At 45.3% G+C, this 15,551-nt stretch carries 22 protein-coding genes, 1 tRNA gene and 1 pseudogene; 8 read left to right on the plus strand and 16 right to left on the minus strand.

What is annotated here, in order from left to right; all coding sequences use genetic code 11:
* The coding region (locus A3849_RS33330; protein ID WP_218619241.1) for a hypothetical protein at positions 1-199 on the minus strand (199 nt) is incomplete at its 3' end.
* Between the two features lie 404 nt (positions 200-603).
* Here A3849_RS33330 and A3849_RS15345 point away from each other — a divergent pair.
* The gene (locus tag A3849_RS15345) at positions 604-1,200 is read left to right on the plus strand and encodes a recombinase family protein (protein ID WP_074112209.1); all 597 of its coding nucleotides are present in this window, start codon (positions 604-606) and stop codon (positions 1,198-1,200) included.
* Positions 1,201-1,611: 411 nt separating this feature from the next.
* Here A3849_RS15345 and A3849_RS33995 read toward each other — a convergent pair whose 3' ends face one another.
* From A3849_RS33995 to A3849_RS15370, 5 genes are all read right to left on the minus strand, one after another.
* Positions 1,612-1,830: a tyrosine-type recombinase/integrase gene (locus A3849_RS33995; protein ID WP_372237770.1), complete on the minus strand. Its 219-nt coding sequence runs from the start codon at positions 1,828-1,830 to the stop codon at positions 1,612-1,614.
* A 153-nt stretch (positions 1,831-1,983) separates the two neighbouring features.
* Positions 1,984-2,193, minus strand: a complete 210-nt coding sequence (locus A3849_RS15355) for a hypothetical protein (RefSeq protein WP_074112211.1) — start codon at positions 2,191-2,193, stop codon at positions 1,984-1,986.
* Between the two features lie 164 nt (positions 2,194-2,357).
* Positions 2,358-2,443 (minus strand) — tRNA-Leu (locus A3849_RS15360).
* Positions 2,444-2,583: 140 nt separating this feature from the next.
* The gene (locus A3849_RS33580; protein ID WP_074112212.1) at positions 2,584-3,030 is read right to left on the minus strand and encodes a WGxxGxxG family protein; all 447 of its coding nucleotides are present in this window, start codon (positions 3,028-3,030) and stop codon (positions 2,584-2,586) included.
* A 72-nt stretch (positions 3,031-3,102) separates the two neighbouring features.
* Entirely contained in the window at positions 3,103-3,789 is a 687-nt protein-coding gene (locus tag A3849_RS15370; protein WP_074112213.1) for a M15 family metallopeptidase, read from the minus strand.
* Positions 3,790-3,994: 205 nt separating this feature from the next.
* Here A3849_RS15370 and A3849_RS32920 point away from each other — a divergent pair, with 205 nt between their 5' ends.
* Complete coding sequence (locus A3849_RS32920; protein ID WP_178382708.1) at positions 3,995-4,156, plus strand: hypothetical protein; 162 nt, start codon at positions 3,995-3,997, stop codon at positions 4,154-4,156.
* Between the two features lie 55 nt (positions 4,157-4,211).
* On the opposite strand, the gene A3849_RS15375 is transcribed toward A3849_RS32920, so the two are convergent.
* Complete coding sequence (locus A3849_RS15375) at positions 4,212-4,547, minus strand: YolD-like family protein (protein ID WP_074112214.1); 336 nt, start codon at positions 4,545-4,547, stop codon at positions 4,212-4,214.
* Between the two features lie 268 nt (positions 4,548-4,815).
* Positions 4,816-5,454 carry a hypothetical protein gene (locus A3849_RS15380; protein ID WP_074112215.1) on the minus strand — a complete coding sequence of 213 codons (639 nt, stop codon included), beginning with the start codon at positions 5,452-5,454 and terminating at the stop codon, positions 4,816-4,818.
* 296 nt (positions 5,455-5,750) lie between these two features.
* Here A3849_RS15380 and A3849_RS15385 point away from each other — a divergent pair, with 296 nt between their 5' ends.
* On the plus strand, positions 5,751-6,251 hold the full coding sequence (locus A3849_RS15385) for a PH domain-containing protein (protein WP_074112216.1): 501 nt from the start codon (positions 5,751-5,753) through the stop codon (positions 6,249-6,251).
* 15 nt (positions 6,252-6,266) lie between these two features.
* Here A3849_RS15385 and A3849_RS15390 read toward each other — a convergent pair whose 3' ends face one another.
* Positions 6,267-7,742: a glycosyl hydrolase gene (locus tag A3849_RS15390; RefSeq protein WP_074112278.1), complete on the minus strand. Its 1,476-nt coding sequence runs from the start codon at positions 7,740-7,742 to the stop codon at positions 6,267-6,269.
* A 141-nt stretch (positions 7,743-7,883) separates the two neighbouring features.
* A complete protein-coding gene (locus tag A3849_RS15395) occupies positions 7,884-8,300 on the minus strand; it encodes a cytidine deaminase (RefSeq protein ID WP_074112217.1) in 417 nt (138 codons plus the stop codon).
* Between the two features lie 184 nt (positions 8,301-8,484).
* Between A3849_RS15395 and A3849_RS15400 the strand changes: the two genes are divergently transcribed.
* On the plus strand, positions 8,485-8,925 hold the full coding sequence (locus A3849_RS15400) for a NucA/NucB deoxyribonuclease domain-containing protein (RefSeq protein ID WP_074112218.1): 441 nt from the start codon (positions 8,485-8,487) through the stop codon (positions 8,923-8,925).
* Positions 8,926-8,987: 62 nt separating this feature from the next.
* Here the strand turns inward: A3849_RS15400 and A3849_RS15405 are convergent, their stop codons facing one another.
* On the minus strand, positions 8,988-9,200 hold the full coding sequence (locus A3849_RS15405; RefSeq protein ID WP_143191829.1) for a hypothetical protein: 213 nt from the start codon (positions 9,198-9,200) through the stop codon (positions 8,988-8,990).
* Between the two features lie 560 nt (positions 9,201-9,760).
* Between A3849_RS15405 and A3849_RS15410 the strand changes: the two genes are divergently transcribed.
* From A3849_RS15410 to A3849_RS32925, 3 genes are all read left to right on the plus strand, one after another.
* Positions 9,761-9,937, plus strand: coding sequence for a YjfB family protein (locus A3849_RS15410; protein ID WP_074112219.1), 177 nt, complete (start codon positions 9,761-9,763; stop codon positions 9,935-9,937).
* Positions 9,938-10,049: 112 nt separating this feature from the next.
* Positions 10,050-10,592 carry an ImmA/IrrE family metallo-endopeptidase gene (locus A3849_RS15415; protein ID WP_074112220.1) on the plus strand — a complete coding sequence of 181 codons (543 nt, stop codon included), beginning with the start codon at positions 10,050-10,052 and terminating at the stop codon, positions 10,590-10,592.
* An 85-nt stretch (positions 10,593-10,677) separates the two neighbouring features.
* Positions 10,678-10,839: a hypothetical protein gene (locus tag A3849_RS32925; protein ID WP_178382709.1), complete on the plus strand. Its 162-nt coding sequence runs from the start codon at positions 10,678-10,680 to the stop codon at positions 10,837-10,839.
* A 100-nt stretch (positions 10,840-10,939) separates the two neighbouring features.
* On the opposite strand, the gene A3849_RS15420 is transcribed toward A3849_RS32925, so the two are convergent.
* Positions 10,940-11,704, minus strand: a complete 765-nt coding sequence (locus A3849_RS15420; protein ID WP_256700789.1) for a 2-phosphosulfolactate phosphatase — start codon at positions 11,702-11,704, stop codon at positions 10,940-10,942.
* Positions 11,705-11,734: 30 nt separating this feature from the next.
* Positions 11,735-12,013, minus strand: coding sequence for a hypothetical protein (locus A3849_RS15425; RefSeq protein ID WP_256700790.1), 279 nt, complete (start codon positions 12,011-12,013; stop codon positions 11,735-11,737).
* Between the two features lie 132 nt (positions 12,014-12,145).
* Here A3849_RS15425 and A3849_RS34000 point away from each other — a divergent pair.
* A pseudogene (locus A3849_RS34000) lies at positions 12,146-12,715 on the plus strand (transposase).
* A gap of 449 nt (positions 12,716-13,164) precedes the next feature.
* On the opposite strand, the gene A3849_RS15440 reads toward A3849_RS34000, so the two are convergent.
* From A3849_RS15440 to A3849_RS15450, 3 genes are all read right to left on the minus strand, one after another.
* A complete protein-coding gene (locus A3849_RS15440) occupies positions 13,165-13,830 on the minus strand; it encodes an SDR family NAD(P)-dependent oxidoreductase (RefSeq protein WP_074112282.1) in 666 nt (221 codons plus the stop codon).
* A gap of 121 nt (positions 13,831-13,951) precedes the next feature.
* A complete protein-coding gene (locus A3849_RS15445) occupies positions 13,952-14,704 on the minus strand; it encodes an SDR family NAD(P)-dependent oxidoreductase (protein WP_074112222.1) in 753 nt (250 codons plus the stop codon).
* Positions 14,705-14,835: 131 nt separating this feature from the next.
* Positions 14,836-15,423 (minus strand): TetR/AcrR family transcriptional regulator, encoded by a 588-nt coding sequence (locus A3849_RS15450; protein ID WP_074112223.1) that lies wholly within the window; start codon positions 15,421-15,423, stop codon positions 14,836-14,838.
* Positions 15,424-15,551 lie beyond the last annotated feature (128 nt).

Below are 15,551 nucleotides of genomic sequence, written 5' to 3' on the forward strand. Positions count from 1 at the left end.
CTATTATCGTTATGTAATATACAATTCTTATAAAAAGAGTTCGCCATTTGCTAATTAAAGAACCATAACATATACCTGCTATAGTGAAAAAAAGCGCACTAATATTAAGACATGCGAGTGTATAATCACTTAAGTTGAAAACACCAATCTGCATTAAAACTCCTAATACTATTAATAAAAACGCCAATACATAATTCATCGCTTTTCACTCCTCTCACTTACATCTTTTAATAAGTTCTTCATTGTGTGAGCATACAATTATATTCAAAAAGAGTTTTTCTTATTTCCAATATTAGCATATCAATTGGGACCCAATATACATTTAATTTTTTATACGAAGAATTAAAAGCCCGCGTATAATCACCAGATTCACATGGTACTTTGTTCTTAGAAAACTTATTTACTCTAAAATATTTTTTTAGAACACATATTGAATGTCCATCTTCAATAAATTCTTTATGTCGTCCAAAAGTTTCGACTTCTGCCATAGTCAAAATATTGTTTGGAAGTTTAAAACATTTAGACTTGCCATTGTCTAAAAGATAGTCTAAAATTTTTGGTATAGAAGTTATATAACATTTAGACTAATCGGAGTGATTGACAATGACTATTTACGGCTATGCTCGAACTTCTACACTTGGACAAGATAACGGATTAGACACACAGAAGCACCTTCTCAAAGAAGCAGGTTGCGCTAATATTTATCATGAACAAGTTACAGGAACGTCTACAGATAAACGTTCTGCACTTAAGGAACTATTACAAGCACTTTCAGAAGGAGATACGCTTGTCGTAACAAAGATAGACCGTCTAGCCCGTTCTATCATCGATCTAAACAACATCGTTAATGAATTGCTCGCTAAAGGTATCAATGTGAAGTTCTTGAAGGACAATCTAGACTTTGAAGCTGTAGAAAAGGCTAGTCCCATGCAAACATTGATGTTCAACATGTTAGGCTCATTCGCACAGTTTGAAAGAGACTTGATTGTAGAACGTACCACAGAGGGTAGAGAAAGAGCCAAAGCTAAGGGTACTCATATGGGGCGTCCTGCACAGGATGTTAGTATCATTAAACGTGCATTGGAACTATATGCTGGGAGAGAGTCAAACAAACTGACAGTAAGCGAGATAATTAAGTCCACTGGCATACCGAAAGCAACATTGTACGCTGAATTAAAGAAGCTAAATCTGGTGACTTAATCAAATTATTGTTACCTTTTCACAATAAAATCCTCTGATTTATGAAGTTCTCAATTCAATTAACAGCTTGTTCAATATCCTCAAATCACCTCATTGCTAGACGCTCATTTTTGGTTTGTATGCCTCTTTTTACTTGATGCGCACTTTCGTATTTCAACATCTTAAGTAGGCTTAAACTGGCGTTGAGCCATCTGTAATAGAGTCGTAGCATCAGTTGTTCCTAATAGTTCCCCAACACATTTTATTTTTGTAGTTTCCACTTACCAAGTGGACTATGATTTAGATATTTTTACACAATCTCTTGTTGCTATAAATGTATGACGATTCAGTGCCTTTCTCTCAAGTGTGCAAAAGATTGGAGCCTGTACACTCCACAATTCAGATCTGACATTTATCAGTTGTTGGATAGCCTTAATAGTAGGTATTGAGATAGGCAATGTTCTGGACCCTTGTTTTTGCCTTTTCTGAGGTGATATAAATCTCCTGCGAATGTGCATTAAAGTCTGGAATGATTAGCGACAGAGCCTCTTTCGGTCTGATACCTGTGTCTAAGGTTAAAAGAATCAAAGCATAGTCCCGTAATCCCACAAAAGTATCCCTTTTAGGAAGGGAAAGTAACTTTATTAGCACCTCTTGATCTATATTTACAACTCGTCCTTCGTCTTTGCGCTTCTTGAGCGATTTTATAGGATTAAAGTCGATCAGTTCTTGTTCAACACACCAATTCAAAAAAGTCCGTAGATAAACAAGACGGTTATTATAGGTACATGGCTTAATTCCATCTTATCCAAGATATTCAAACAGATTGTTTTTCAGATAACCTGCTGTCTCAAATGAGTTGCAGTATCTCTTGAAGAAGAGCTTTACATGCTGATCATTGTCCTTTTGTGTCTGTTCGCTTACTCCCTCTGCCTTCTTCCAAAATAGGAACTGCTTCAATGCCTCTGTCCAAACCACTACCTTGATGTTTTTGATTTTTGTAACTCTAGCCATAATAAAAAATCCTCTCCAGAACTTGTGATTAGACAAGCACTGAAAAGGAGTATTATCGTCAGGGTCCTGTGTGTTAGAAAGTTAATCCTAGACACACAGAACCTTTAGCTTTTGACGGAAGCTTTATTCAAGGGTTACAGTCGTATACCCTTATAAATCAAGGATGCCGAGGACGGGGGTCGAACCCGTACGGTAGTCACCTACCGCAGGATTTTAAGTCCTGTGCGTCTGCCTGTTCCGCCACCCCGGCATGGTTAGTGCGTTGCTTAACGCGACAAGAAATATGATATCACGTATTCTGTGAATACGCAATCACAATTTCCATTAAGTTGTGCTTAACAAAAAGACCCGCTCAGCCGGAGCTGCTGCGGGCCTCAGGTACTGCAAGAATTAGTGGCGTTCGCGTTCGCCGCTTTTGCTTCTCATGCCAGCCAGACCAAGCAGGCCGACCAATCCGAGCCAGCCCCAATTGGAGCGGTTGTTGTCGTTGTCTGTTGCGTTGGTCGTCGTGCTTGTGGCCCGGTATCTGCCAGTTGTCGTGGTGCCCGACAGTGGAGAGACAGTGGTGTTATCACCGGTGCGGATCTTGTCTCTCATGATCGTATCATTGTTACGCAGGGTGCCGGTGGTGTTATTCATCATGGTGTTGCCCTGCTCATTCATCATATGGGTACCGGTACCCGTGTTAGTCATACGGTCAGTGGTGGAAGAACCGTTATATACCGGTGCCGTCCCCCCCATACCGGTAGTACCGGAAGCACTGGATGCATATCCTACACCCAGCAGACTCATGGACAATACAGTGCCGCAGGCAAGACTTGTTATCAGCTTGTTCAAGATGTGATACCCCCTTATGTGGTTTTTCGCTGATAATTTCCCCCTTAGGCGCCTAAACTATGCAAGTCATTTTTACACAGTCACCACATTCACTGTCTTGCTGGCAGGATCATAAGACACCTTGGCTCCGAGCGCTTCAGCCAATGCACGTACGGGAACATAGGTGGTTCCATTATCCAGTACCCCAACCGTAAGCTTAATCCCATTCAGATTGATGGTAATTTCCACATCCTTGTTCACTTCAGCCTCACCTCCGGTGATCCGGCTTAAGGTTTCCTTCACCTGCTGGGCGGTCGGACGCTGACCTTCCTTAAGCTGTGCAATAGTCAGGCCAAAGGTCATCTGCAAATGCGAATAATCCTTAAAAGAAGTCCAGTCCCCACCCCACTCAAGTCCTAGCTTAGTCGCTTCCTGCACGACCTCCTGCCAGTCTGCCAGCTTATCTCCATTCCCATCCCGGTTCATGTCCCATGAGACGTTCTGCCCATCCGGCAGCAGCAGCGCGAAGTCCATCGCCAGACCATAATTATGATAGCTGCTGCCACCCCTGGCATTGGTTACAATGCTGCCCTTCTTAGTTCTCCCCTGTGCGTACAGCGCATCCTGTTCGGCTATGGTACGCATGCCCTGGGTAATGACAATAGGGATACCTTTGGCATAACATCGCTGTATCAGGACATTTGCAGCCGCCAGCAGGACGGGATGAAGACCGCCGAGCCGGGCTGCCGATTTACTTTTCAACTCATCTATAGTCAGCATCGAATCCCCTCCTGATACAGTAAATGCCCTATATTCCGCTGTTGCTTGTACCTTCTCACTTCATTGTAAAAGAAAAAACCCCGAACTATGCGGGGCCTGAGCATCTTGCCTATACGGGTGTGCGTTTACCACCATCTGCCCGCCGCTTTCCGGAATGATTTCTGCCCAAACAGGCTAAGATAAAAGTGAAAGGTGGGATAACAGCATGGACATCCATAGTGAAAGCTACAAAGTCGCTGCATTAAGTGAACAGGAGGATGCGGTAGAGATCATCCGCCAGGCCGAAGCGGCGATTGCTCAAATGAACGGCAATAAACCCGTGACCCTGATCGCTTATGAGAGAACAGAAGCCCCATTCCACAAATAGATGTTTTTTTAAATAAAGAACAGGGACCCTTCCTGAAATGGGTCCTCTCTGACCCTCAGACAATATATGCCTCCACAACATCATCGATATCAATCCACTTCCATTCCTCCGCCCACTGCAGCTTGATCTCGCGCGAGTGGGTGTGAATGGAGGTCACAAAGCCGTTCAGCTGCTTATTCTCAAAAGCATCAAACAACACCACCGTTACCCGGACATGACTCCGCAGCGACAGCGCCAGCGTGAACTCGATCTCCTCCAGCTTCTGCTCATCCAGAACAGGCTTCATGCGGCGAAGCATTTCCCGCTTATCATTCCAAATCCGGCTCTTGTGCTCCGGCAGCATCATCCGGCTGCTATCCCATAGGCTGTTCCTTTCCAGCTTTTCTCCCATTGCCATTCCTCCCCCCAGGGTAATTTTAATTCGTTTCAGTGATTGCATTCTCGCCATACACGAACGTATGTTTGTATTATACGCCCATCTCCGCTTTTTAATCAATCAGAAAAAAATGTATGCATCCGCCGCAATGGATGACTAAAGTGAAGTCCAGACACTTCAATTTCAGTCTTGTATAATAGCTAACAAAAAGGCGCTCACAGTTATTCTGTGCAGCGCCTTTGTTAATGTCTGATGTAAGGAAGTCGCTTATGCAGCGTTCCTTTTACTTAACGTCAGTGACCGAAGTTCCTGAACCTGACTTTGTATTCTTGTCTGTAGTGTCTGTATTGGCTTGTGTGTCTGCAGCGGTGCTGGTATCTGTACCAGATAAGGTTCCTTCCGCCGCACTTCCCTTCTCGATCAGCCCTGCGGCCACTCTGGCTTCATTCAGCTTGGAGATGCCGTACAGCATCGCCACATCCGCCTGCTGGTTCATATCTTTGAACTCATCGGCTGTAACGTCCGGGGAAACCGCACTTTTCGAGGCCTGCTCCTTAATGGAGTAAGCGCTCTGGAACGCAATTATGGAGTCTTTTAGCAGCTTTTGAATATTCTCGGGCAGGCTTTTGGAAATTCTCACATCTTTGACTTCATCAGCGATATCCGAAGCCGTGTCCTGAAATTGATCCATCGCCTTTTCCAATTCCTTGTCCGTTGCTTTTCCTGTCGAAAATGAGCTTAAGGTCGTGTTGAACTTCTCTAATGAGGATTTGCCCATTTCATCAAATTTTGACATTTCATTATAAAAGCTTTGTACCTTCTCCTGCACTTCTTCGTGGGAAGCTGGTGCCGAGTTATTGTTGCTGCAGGCGCTTAGAACCACAACTACCATTAGTAACGCTGCCAGTAAGGCTTGTCTCATATTTAAAATCCCTCCAATTAACAGAATAATATCGAGTATTATAAAGTGCAACTGAAAATAATGTAAAAATAGCAGGAATGATATATTTGGCGGAATTGAAGCATAACCATTCAGTGAAAAAAAGTAGAACGGTAATACCCCCTTTTAAGGATAACTACCGTTTCAGCGGGAAATAGAAGGATAAGGTATAGTGTTGAGCTTATAAATTTCAAAAAAAAAAGACCGCCAGCAGTGTCTGGAAATCTCTGTTTATACTATAATGATTGCAACATGATTGATAGAGAGGATGATAGCCCATGCCTTATTGCACTAGCTGTGGCGCAGAATACAAGCAAGGCGCCAAATTTTGCGGAGAATGTGGAGCAAGTACTGAGGGGGATTCGTCTGCACCCATACGCCGTCCCTCGGCTGGAGCAGCACCCGGATCGGGTTCAGGACCTGAAATTGAACTGTGGCAAGGCAAACCGGCCGGTATTTCCGACCGCCTCAAAGGCATTATACGCCTGAACACAACTACATATACAATCACCAGCCAGCGTATTATGGTCAAAACCGGACTGATTGGCAAAGACGTTGAAGAAATCGAATTATTGCGGGTAAATGACTTCTCTGTTGACCAGTCCATCATGCAGCGTATTCTCGGCATCGGAATCCTTACGGTATATTCGGATGATGCTTCATCGCCCCAGCTGATATTGCGCAGAATCCGCCATCCCCAAACCGTTAAGGATGTGCTCCGCAAAGCCGTGCGCGACGAAAAAATCGCCAATAATATCAGCTACCGCGAACAAATCTAGATACCGCCCTGCTTGTTAAGGAAGATAGAATGCCCCGGCCGGAATAACGCCTTTGACCTGTCTGGGGCTTTCCCACATCAGAACCGCCCGCGCATCACCCTGGTTTTCATAATACTCCACCTTCAATTCATGCAGCTTCCCGGCAATCAGATTCACCATACCCTGCCGTTCCTGCCCGCTCTGCTTCACCCAGCTGTCAATGACCAGCAACCCGTCTATCCACACCCGGATGCCATCATCTGAGGACGAATATATCGTATAGCTCTCTGTGTAGGCCGCACTCAGCCTGCCGCTCCAGCGAACAGAGAATACATCGACTGGAAGTGCCGGATCGGGAGCTGACAGCCGCCAGACAAAATTGATATCTGCATCGGTCCGCGTAACCGCGGGTGTTCCGCTAAGCGTTGCATTACTATAATATTGCCCATATAACCCCGGCATAGGGGCTGCTTCAGGCATAGAGGCATATATTGCCGCCTTTGCCGTATATTCATCCAGGGTGAACACAAAGGAATCCTTCATAAAAGACTTGATCGCCACATCACTGTTCTTCTCAAACAGCAGCTTGCCCCAGTTCATCTGGTAAGACCATTTATTCTGGGAATTGGCCAGCACAGCCGGAGGCGGAAGTTCCCCATTTTCACCAATGGCAATGAGTTTGCCGCGCCCCAGCTCCCATAGAGAATCTTGATGGCTAGCCTTGAAATCCGCATCATAGATATCCATTGCCAGTACGTCCACTCTGCTGCTGCCCGGATAATAGTTGCCCGGTTCATCTGACCATTGGTTCTTGGCATTGGGGCTCCACACCCACAACAGATTATGAAGTTTATGATATGCCGTATACCGTTCGAACATGATGTCCCACAACTGGCTGAACGAGCTTTTCCGCCCCCACCAGAACCAATCGCCATTCATCTCATGATACGGCCGCCAGAGCACCGGGACACCTGCATCATTCAGTTTTTTTAACGACTCGGCTGTCTTGTCCAGATCCGTAATTAGTGCATTGTACTGGACAGTACCCGGCGAAATATACTTGGCAAAATCTGCGTCACTGAGACTCATCTGGACATTCTGCCACTCCGGAGCTTTTCCCGGCAGTTGGGCATGATAGGTCAGCGTCACAATTCCGCCCGCTTTATTCCACTTGATCGCGCTGTCGACCACCGCTTGCCGCTGGCTGTCGATTTGCTGTACCGTCTGGTTCTCAATAGCTCCCAGCTCATAGCCGTGGATTACCGCATATTGACCGCTAAGCATCTTCAGCTTGCTGCTGGACTCATCGGGGCTCTCCAGATAATCATGTTGCCCACTGAGAATTCCTTTTCCTTGCAGCCGGTACAACATTTTCAGCAGCTTCACTGCCGCGGGAGCGAGCGCAGCATCTGCCGGAGTCATCAGCACATTTCGAAAGGCTGCCTGCCACTGCACGTCTCCTACCAGCCGTGAGGCGGAATCCAGTAAATCCCGAAGTATACGCGATTCCATCTTTTCCACCATCCTATCCCTTTTTTCTACATCATATGGGGACTTGTCGGACAAGTGCACGGCGAATCGACATGAAATCGGCATACCTATACAGGCACAGAATCTAAAAGCCATATTCAAACTATGTATATTCCTTTTCAGCTATCTCGAATACCTCATTGGCAGCAACCCGGCTGCATTCACCTTGGCCAAGCCTCCCTCTACAGGCACAATCACCTTGCAATCCTTGCCGTAATCAGCAATCAGCTCTCTGCACATGCCGCATGGCGAGACGACTTGAATCTCCCGTTCAGCACTATCCGGATCGGGATGTCTTACCGCAACTATTGTATCAAACTCCTTATATCCCTCGGATATTGCCTTTCCGATCACCATCGCTTCCGCACATACGGTAACTCTGGATAGACTGGCCTCCACATGAACTGCGGTAAAGATCTCCCCCGTCTTGGTCCGGAGAGCTGCTCCCACATGATGTCTCTCCCATTCATAGCGTTTCTTAATGATCTCCTGTGCGCAGGCAATCAGCGTCTGATCCCCGGCTGTAATCTCATAATCCATGATCTGTACCTCCTTTTTAATATTTTCAGTATACTAAATGGGACGGAATTTAAGATATACTGGTTAAGTCTACGTTTGGCGAAAACATAGGCTCACAAAACTTAGGCTTATGCTTTCGAAGCTGTTTTGTACGAAGCTGTACATTTAGAAGCATAGGCTCACAAAACTTGTAGGGGGCAGCAAAGTGAAGTCCAAGAAATTCATCCCAAGTCTTATCATCGTCCTACTGCTCTTGGTAGCCGCATACTGGTTTGAGGAGAAAGGGCCACTGCCTGGCAGTCAGTCTACTACAGGAGACACTGATGTTGTCCAGTTGGTGTTCCCCAGTGACCGTTACCCGGAGACAGCCAGGCACATTCAGGATGCCATCCGAAGTGGAGAATCGTCCATTTGCACCATTGACCGGCAGGAAGCCGAAGAGAACCGCAAAGAATCCTTGAAGGGGATTCCGACCAAAAAAGGATATGACCGCGACGAATGGCCGATGGCCATGTGTGAGGAAGGTGGCAGCGGTGCTGACATCGAATACATAACGCCTAAGGACAACCGCGGTGCAGGCAGCTGGGTGGGCAATCAGCTGGATGAGCTGCCTGACGGCACGCGGGTAGAGTTCATGTTCAAATAGCCCGGCACCCGCTATGGTGCTTCCCGGATTGGTACATGATCCGCAGTAGCTTACACGCTGTATCACCCGGCATGGCTTACCTTATCCCGCCGCCAGGCGAGAATCCGCTCCACCCGAAAAACCCGGGGGCCGCCGCTTGTAAAACAAGTTGTTCTGAGAAGCCCGGCTTTGTGTCCGTGCACTTCGATTCTCCGCTGTGTAATTTTGCCTGACTTATCTTCGTATATAATTTCAACCACCTCACCGATCAGCTTTTCTATATCCTTCGGTTTCAAATCAGCCCCCCCCTTCCAAGAAACAGAGCATTTGTATGTATTATATGCAAACAAATGTTCTGTATTCAAAAATCTGCGAAAAAGACGCATTATCAGAGAAATAGCCCCATCCGGCTTTTGCCAGACAGAGCCACATTTGCAGATTGAAATGCTATAATGCGGTTCTAGAATATACAGGCTCTAGTGATAATAACCAGCAGAATGAACAGTACCAGAATCGCACCTGTCGAAGTAAAGGGGCTACAAACCGGCATTACTGGAGGACCCTGATTTACTCCACCAACATTATTACCACAACCGCAACCATAATCTGCTCCCATAGTTAATTCCTCCTCATAAATATTGACTACAGCACAGAATATGTTGCAGGCTAATGTGCTGCATGGGCCAATTGGCAAAGAAATCCCATTCACCTAATCAATCGTGCGAAGAAAGTCGATATACAATAGGAATGCTCCTCTTCAAGCCATGCTCACAAAACTTAAGACTATGCTTCCGAAGCGAGTTTTGTACGAAGAAGGACAGGAAGCCATGCTCACAAAACTTTTAGGAGGTGTGAAATGGATATTGCCGCTTTATCCGTATCCTTAGGTCAGGCCAGTCTGCAACAGGCTGCAGGCCTGCAAGTGCTCAGCATTGCCAAGGATCAGGCAGAGATTCAGGGACAGAATATGGCTCAAATGCTTCAACAGAGCGTACACCCCAACTTGGGAAAAACACTTGATATTAGAGTTTGATTGCTTTATGCTTAGATACATAAGAACACAGGTTCGCGTTACCCTTAAGCCCTTCGGGCTTTTCTTTTGGCCATAAATACGAACATACGATCTTGTATCTGAGGTGAATCAAATGCATTCTTACTATCAAATGACTGCTCTGGAGAAGTGGACGGAAGATTTATATGAACGGTTGGATATCCATAAGCCTGCACAAATTTCGATTGCATATATTGCCGAGCGCCTGAATATTTGGGTGCATTATTTGGATGTGAGGAGCAAAGGAATTGAGGCCTCTGCTGGTATGTACAGCATGTTTATCGATAACCGGCTTCCGGATGAACTTCAGCGCCTGGAATTTCTGCATGAGCTCTGCCATCTGCTCCGTCATGCCGGCAGCCACACACTGATGCCTGAGCAATTTAGTCAAGCGGAACAGGATGAATCGGAACGGTTTATTCTGTATGCGGCAATGCCTTACTCCATGATTTCGAAGATGACTCTGCCTGAACACCGTGAAGATGCGATTCAGGAGCTTGCTGCTGCTTTTCAGGTACCCTGCGAGCTGGCTCTGCAGCGGATCGATCAAATTCAGCGGCGTGTGTTCCAGGGCCAGCTGATTGCTGTGATGGAGCGAAACGAGGACAGAAAATTAAGCCACAGACATATTCGGTAAACGCTGAGGAGATACTAATGCAGACATGCATTTATCTGAGATCAGAGCCTATAGATTCAAGAAATTACCCTTAGGGGGGAGCGGTATGGAAGCCATCGAAGTTATCCACCTGTTGTTGACCCACCCGGATTACAGCGTGGACGCAGTACACCCCGATATTCCGGATTTTGTGAACATCGAAGCCATTGAAGTGAACCATGAGACCCAGACTTTTTCCATTCTCCTGCAAGAACCGCAAGAAGATTAGAAACTTATGCCATAGCGTTGCCCGGTTATAAAAGCGGCCCCGCCGTCATCCGGCAGGGTCCAATTATTTGAATAGGAGGACCCCGCCTTCTTTTCCGAAATCACCTGTCCTCTGCTTCTGTAAAATACTCCTCATGCAGCATCGGCACCACAGCATACTTGTCGAGTTGGCAGCAGTAGGTCACATCTGCATCATACCCCCGCTCACGCAGTTCACGTGCACTTGCTGACTCCCTGATCAGCCTCTCTATCTTATGCCTCGAGTATTCATAAGCTCCTGCACAGACCTCTGCTTCCGGCGACTTGCTTCCTTGAAGCTGCGCAATGATCGCTCCTGCAGCCAAGTAGTCTTCAATGCCGGGACGCAGGTTATTTTCCTGATTGACCGCATCGGACCACTTCTCTCCGCAGGTAATGACAGTGATATCTCTATTCAGTTTCTGCGCAAACCGTTGGGCGGATTTTGCCACAGCCGAGGCGTTCAGCAGACAGCCAATGAGCAAAGCGGGAACCTGTGAGGCTGCAGATGTGCACAAAGCCCCGTTCAATGAGCACATGACATAATTACGTGCCCGATCCCCCGCTCCGAAAGACAATGGAGACAGCGAATGCCCGCCCTCTCTAAGGGCTTCAGCTCTTCCCCACACCATTTCTGCATTCTTAGTTTGGGCGTAAGCCTTGGCTTGCTCATTTAGGGGTGGCGGGTACGGGTATATGATTGCCTGATGCTGCACTGCAGTCACCACCGTGGAAGAAAAACTGAGCACATCCACGATAATCACAATATCCCCACGTTGCGAAGCTGCACGAGTCCCTCTGGCCCCCCACTCCAGCTTGATTTCATAATCCATTTGGTCATAAAACAAGAAATCTCCTCCTTGATGACAATCCAAACGTTAAACCCCTAGAACGATTACACCTAGCGTCATATACAAAAAAAGAAACAGCATTAATGCTACATTCCCGCCAATTGCCACCTTTTTGAGCTTAGGCTGTGTATTGTCCCTGTTGGTAATTGCCATTAGCAGCCCCAGCGGGCACAAAATGATGATCATCCCAAACCAAACACCTTGCAGTTTCTCTCCGGCCTCAAAGGGAAATACAAAGCTGTAGACCGTAAACAAACCCGTAAGCATGAAAAACAGTAACGGCAGAATAACCCCTAAATTCTTCAAATCATACCTCCTGAAAATATGTATTTGAAAGCATTCATTGAGGTTCCTATAAATAAAATTGCATTTATATTAGGCTGTGTCTGAAAACTAAATGACATTGTAAGATTTGAGAAAACGAATAGGGCGTCAAGCATGATTCCAAGACGGTACGAAATAAGCGATGAACAGTGGGAACAAATTAAGGGCATGTTTCCACCCTATAAAACTGGACGTCCGTCAAAATGAAGTGAAAGAACCATGTTTAACGCTTTTCTATGGATTGCTCGAAGTGGTGCTGCCTGGCGCGATCTACCGGAGGAACGCTATGGTTCATGGAAGACGGTCTACAGTCGCTTCTGCAAATGGCGAGACGAGATACCGGACTACTTGTCGCGATCTTCCAAACTCTTCAGGTCGAACCTGACTTTGAAAACTTGAGCATTGATTCTACATCGGTCAAAGCACATCAACATAGTGGCTTATGGATTAGAATCGATTCGGAATTGGATTACAGCCAAGCAGGCATCCTACACCATCCCGCCTAAAACGAATAGTCAAAACCCATGGAAAGTCGATGGGTATCGCTACAAAGAACGCCACTTAGTGGAGTGCTTTTTCAATAAAATCAAACATTTTCGCCGTGTGGCTACTCGTTACGACAAGTTGGCCAAGTCATTCCTGGCTTCTGTATACGTAGCTGCCATTTTCAAATTGACTGAATGAAAAGTTTTCAGACACGACCTAATTTCCCTGCCTTTTCAATATAATTCATAGACAAAAATGGGACTATCCCATAATCCATGAAATGGCTGCTTGGGACGCCCCTTCGTTATTGGAGTCGGATAGATGTTTGCACTTGGTGTGGACACTCCACGAACGGACCGTTGTTCCAATCGCAGTTGTATCCAGATTTCATTTATTTTCCTTTGCGGTAAAAATCCGGATACAAAGGTGACCGCTGACGCTTTTCCACAATCAGTCCGTCCTCTCCGCTGTTTAAGCGGGAATTGTTTCAACAATAAATCCCCGGGAAGACAAGTAGCCTATAGGATTGAGACATTAATGTCTCATCCCTACAGGTTTTTCTATTCCTGAAACATAGCTTCGTAAGCAAATCAAATTCGATACTTCATTTCCCATCTTACTATAAATATCAACACGAGTATTCTGTTTCAATTGATAAATTGCATGATTCCCTTTGGAAAAGTATCCTCCGCCTCTGTTCTTTTCTCATACAGATTGTACCAAGCTTCCGCCACTTGATCAGGATCAAAACCTGTACCCTTCTTGATTAGAGGACTAATGGATAAATGGCCCACAAATACTCCATGAGGAAGCAAACGCTCGTGTAAACTAAGAATATAGTTTCGGAGTCCTGACATGGCGATACCTGAATTTCCAAACATCGGGCTTGGACTCATTGCGGAAAGATCGCTTGTGAATAGAAGCGCCCCTTCACCCCGTTCAGTCATTTCTGGAATGACTTGTCTGGCTGAATTGATAGCCCCAATGACAACATTATTAAAAATTTGAAGTGCGCTCTCATCCGTCGTATCCAGAACGGATGTCGTAGCAACATTTCCACTATGCGGGCTAAACTCCATGACATCGATTGTACCAAACGTATTCTTAATTTCTTGAAAAGCCTTGATAAGCTGCATTTTGTTAGTAATATCGGCAGCAAAACCCTGAGCTTCAATTCCCATCTTACCCAGCTGCTCAGCATATTGGTCCAGCTTCTCCTGTGTTCTTGATACCATGGCGATACGGAAACCGTTTCTTCCAAAAGTCTTGGCCAATGAGAAGCCCAGACCTGGTCCTGTACCGATAATAACCATTGTTTTCAAATTACACACCTTCTTTCAACATAGAAACATTGATTATCTTGATACTGCCCATACTTAGACACTCCATAATTTTCCATTCTTTAATGAATTTAAGCGAATAGATGGATTCAAATTAAAACTCTGAAATGATTGGATAGATTTGGCCTCTCAGATTGAAATCATAGTTCTGGTCAACGATCCCTACCACTTCGTTGCTATCATATAGCTCTACCATGAAACCCGCCATTTGTTCGGCAGTGTGGTACTTAGGCATGTTTGCTTTGTAATCAAATTCTTCAGCATCGATCGATTTTTTCACAAATTCCGTTTCGGTTATTGCTGGTGCTAACACTTTTGCTTTTAATTTCGCACCTTTAAGCTCCAGTTCTTTGGCAAGCCCTTCGGTGAAGGCACTAACATAATATTTTGATGCAGAATAAGCAACGCTACCAACAGCAATGGCATATCCCAGTCCGGAGGATACATTAATTAACTGAGTGCCTTCTTCATCAGCATAATCCCGCACAAATAGTGTGGACAGGATCGTCAAGGATTCGATATTAACACGTAACATAGTTTCAACTTTAGTTAAATTCTGCTCCGCTACAAAAGAACCTTCACCAAGCCCGGCATTATTAATCCAGGTCTCAATTTGGTATTCCTTCAAGGTGTTATACAGTGTGTAGGCCTGCTCTGTAACAGACAGGTCACTTGATTGAACAATAACAGTAACATTAGGATCAATAACCTGAATTCTAGATTTGAGCTCTTCTAATTTATCTAATCTTCTGGCTGTCAAAATCAAGTTTTTGCCGCGTGCAGCGAACGCCAATGCTGTCTCATATCCTATACCTGAACTTGCTCCTGTAATCACTGTGTACTTCATATTCATCTCTCCCTTTTAATAAATATTCATTAGGTAATTCAAGAACGACCATTCTACTATAGACAAAAAAAACGGATAGATCTGATTCAACAAGAGAAAACCCACAGACAGTTAGTAGCTGTAGCCTTTGTTTAATCTAATCCTTTTACTATAAGCATCATGGATATGTTGGCTATACGATGAAGCTTCTTCTTTGAAATCGAGGTTCTTGCCATACTCCGTAAACCAACCCCTACGTTATGCAGATATTCCGCCAACTCTCCAGCGTCATAATCAGAGGTAAATTCACCGTCACGCTGCCCCCAAAGAATTATTTCCTTTAGCAACTGTTCTGTTTTTGTAAACGCATCAGTAGACCTTTTATTAACATCGGCATCGCGCACTGCCAACTCCACCGCTGAATTCACCATTAAGCATCCATTAGGCGTGTCCTCTGCCCCACAGATCAGGGTTCCAACAACAAACTGGAGTGCTCCTGTTGCAGTCTTGGAGGTCTCAACTCCTCTTGCAAGAGTGCCACTGACTTTACTATCATAACGATCCATTACCCTCAGAAAAAGCGTATGCTTATCACCAAATGTATCATACAAGCTTCTGCGGTGAATTCCCATTTGTTCAACCAGATCTGTCATGGATGTTTTTTCATAGCCCTGTTCCCAAAAAAGCCACATCGCCTTATCCAATACCTCGATTTCATCAAACTCCTTGTTTCTTGACATTTCACTTCCCTCCTGTTAATAATTCAACAGATTGAAAACAATTAATCCCCCTGTCTCACGATTTCAGTTTAGCATATCGAGAACGATCGGTAAAGAATAAGCTGTTGTGACAGTCCATAATTATTCTA

Source organism: Paenibacillus sp. P46E (assembly GCF_001909095.1).
In the GTDB taxonomy this organism is placed as follows: Bacteria; Bacillota; Bacilli; order Paenibacillales; family Paenibacillaceae; genus Paenibacillus_AQ; species Paenibacillus_AQ helianthi.

Bases quoted from the DNA above. Each gene is read 5' to 3' on its own strand.
- A3849_RS15345 (WP_074112209.1), top strand. From the start codon at position 604: ATGACTATTTACGGCTATGCTCGAACTTCTACACTTGGACAAGATAAC.
- A3849_RS15355 (WP_074112211.1), bottom strand. From the start codon at position 2,193: ATGGCTAGAGTTACAAAAATCAAAAACATCAAGGTAGTGGTTTGGACA.
- A3849_RS15370 (WP_074112213.1), bottom strand. From the start codon at position 3,789: ATGCTGACTATAGATGAGTTGAAAAGTAAATCGGCAGCCCGGCTCGGC.
- A3849_RS32920 (WP_178382708.1), top strand. From the start codon at position 3,995: ATGGACATCCATAGTGAAAGCTACAAAGTCGCTGCATTAAGTGAACAG.
- A3849_RS15375 (WP_074112214.1), bottom strand. From the start codon at position 4,547: ATGGGAGAAAAGCTGGAAAGGAACAGCCTATGGGATAGCAGCCGGATG.
- A3849_RS15380 (WP_074112215.1), bottom strand. From the start codon at position 5,454: ATGAGACAAGCCTTACTGGCAGCGTTACTAATGGTAGTTGTGGTTCTA.
- A3849_RS15385 (WP_074112216.1), top strand. From the start codon at position 5,751: ATGCCTTATTGCACTAGCTGTGGCGCAGAATACAAGCAAGGCGCCAAA.
- A3849_RS15390 (WP_074112278.1), bottom strand. From the start codon at position 7,742: ATGGAATCGCGTATACTTCGGGATTTACTGGATTCCGCCTCACGGCTG.
- A3849_RS15395 (WP_074112217.1), bottom strand. From the start codon at position 8,300: ATGGATTATGAGATTACAGCCGGGGATCAGACGCTGATTGCCTGCGCA.
- A3849_RS15410 (WP_074112219.1), top strand. From the start codon at position 9,761: ATGGATATTGCCGCTTTATCCGTATCCTTAGGTCAGGCCAGTCTGCAA.
- A3849_RS15415 (WP_074112220.1), top strand. From the start codon at position 10,050: ATGCATTCTTACTATCAAATGACTGCTCTGGAGAAGTGGACGGAAGAT.
- A3849_RS32925 (WP_178382709.1), top strand. From the start codon at position 10,678: ATGGAAGCCATCGAAGTTATCCACCTGTTGTTGACCCACCCGGATTAC.
- A3849_RS15440 (WP_074112282.1), bottom strand. From the start codon at position 13,830: ATGGTTATTATCGGTACAGGACCAGGTCTGGGCTTCTCATTGGCCAAG.
- A3849_RS15445 (WP_074112222.1), bottom strand. From the start codon at position 14,704: ATGAAGTACACAGTGATTACAGGAGCAAGTTCAGGTATAGGATATGAG.
- A3849_RS15450 (WP_074112223.1), bottom strand. From the start codon at position 15,423: ATGTCAAGAAACAAGGAGTTTGATGAAATCGAGGTATTGGATAAGGCG.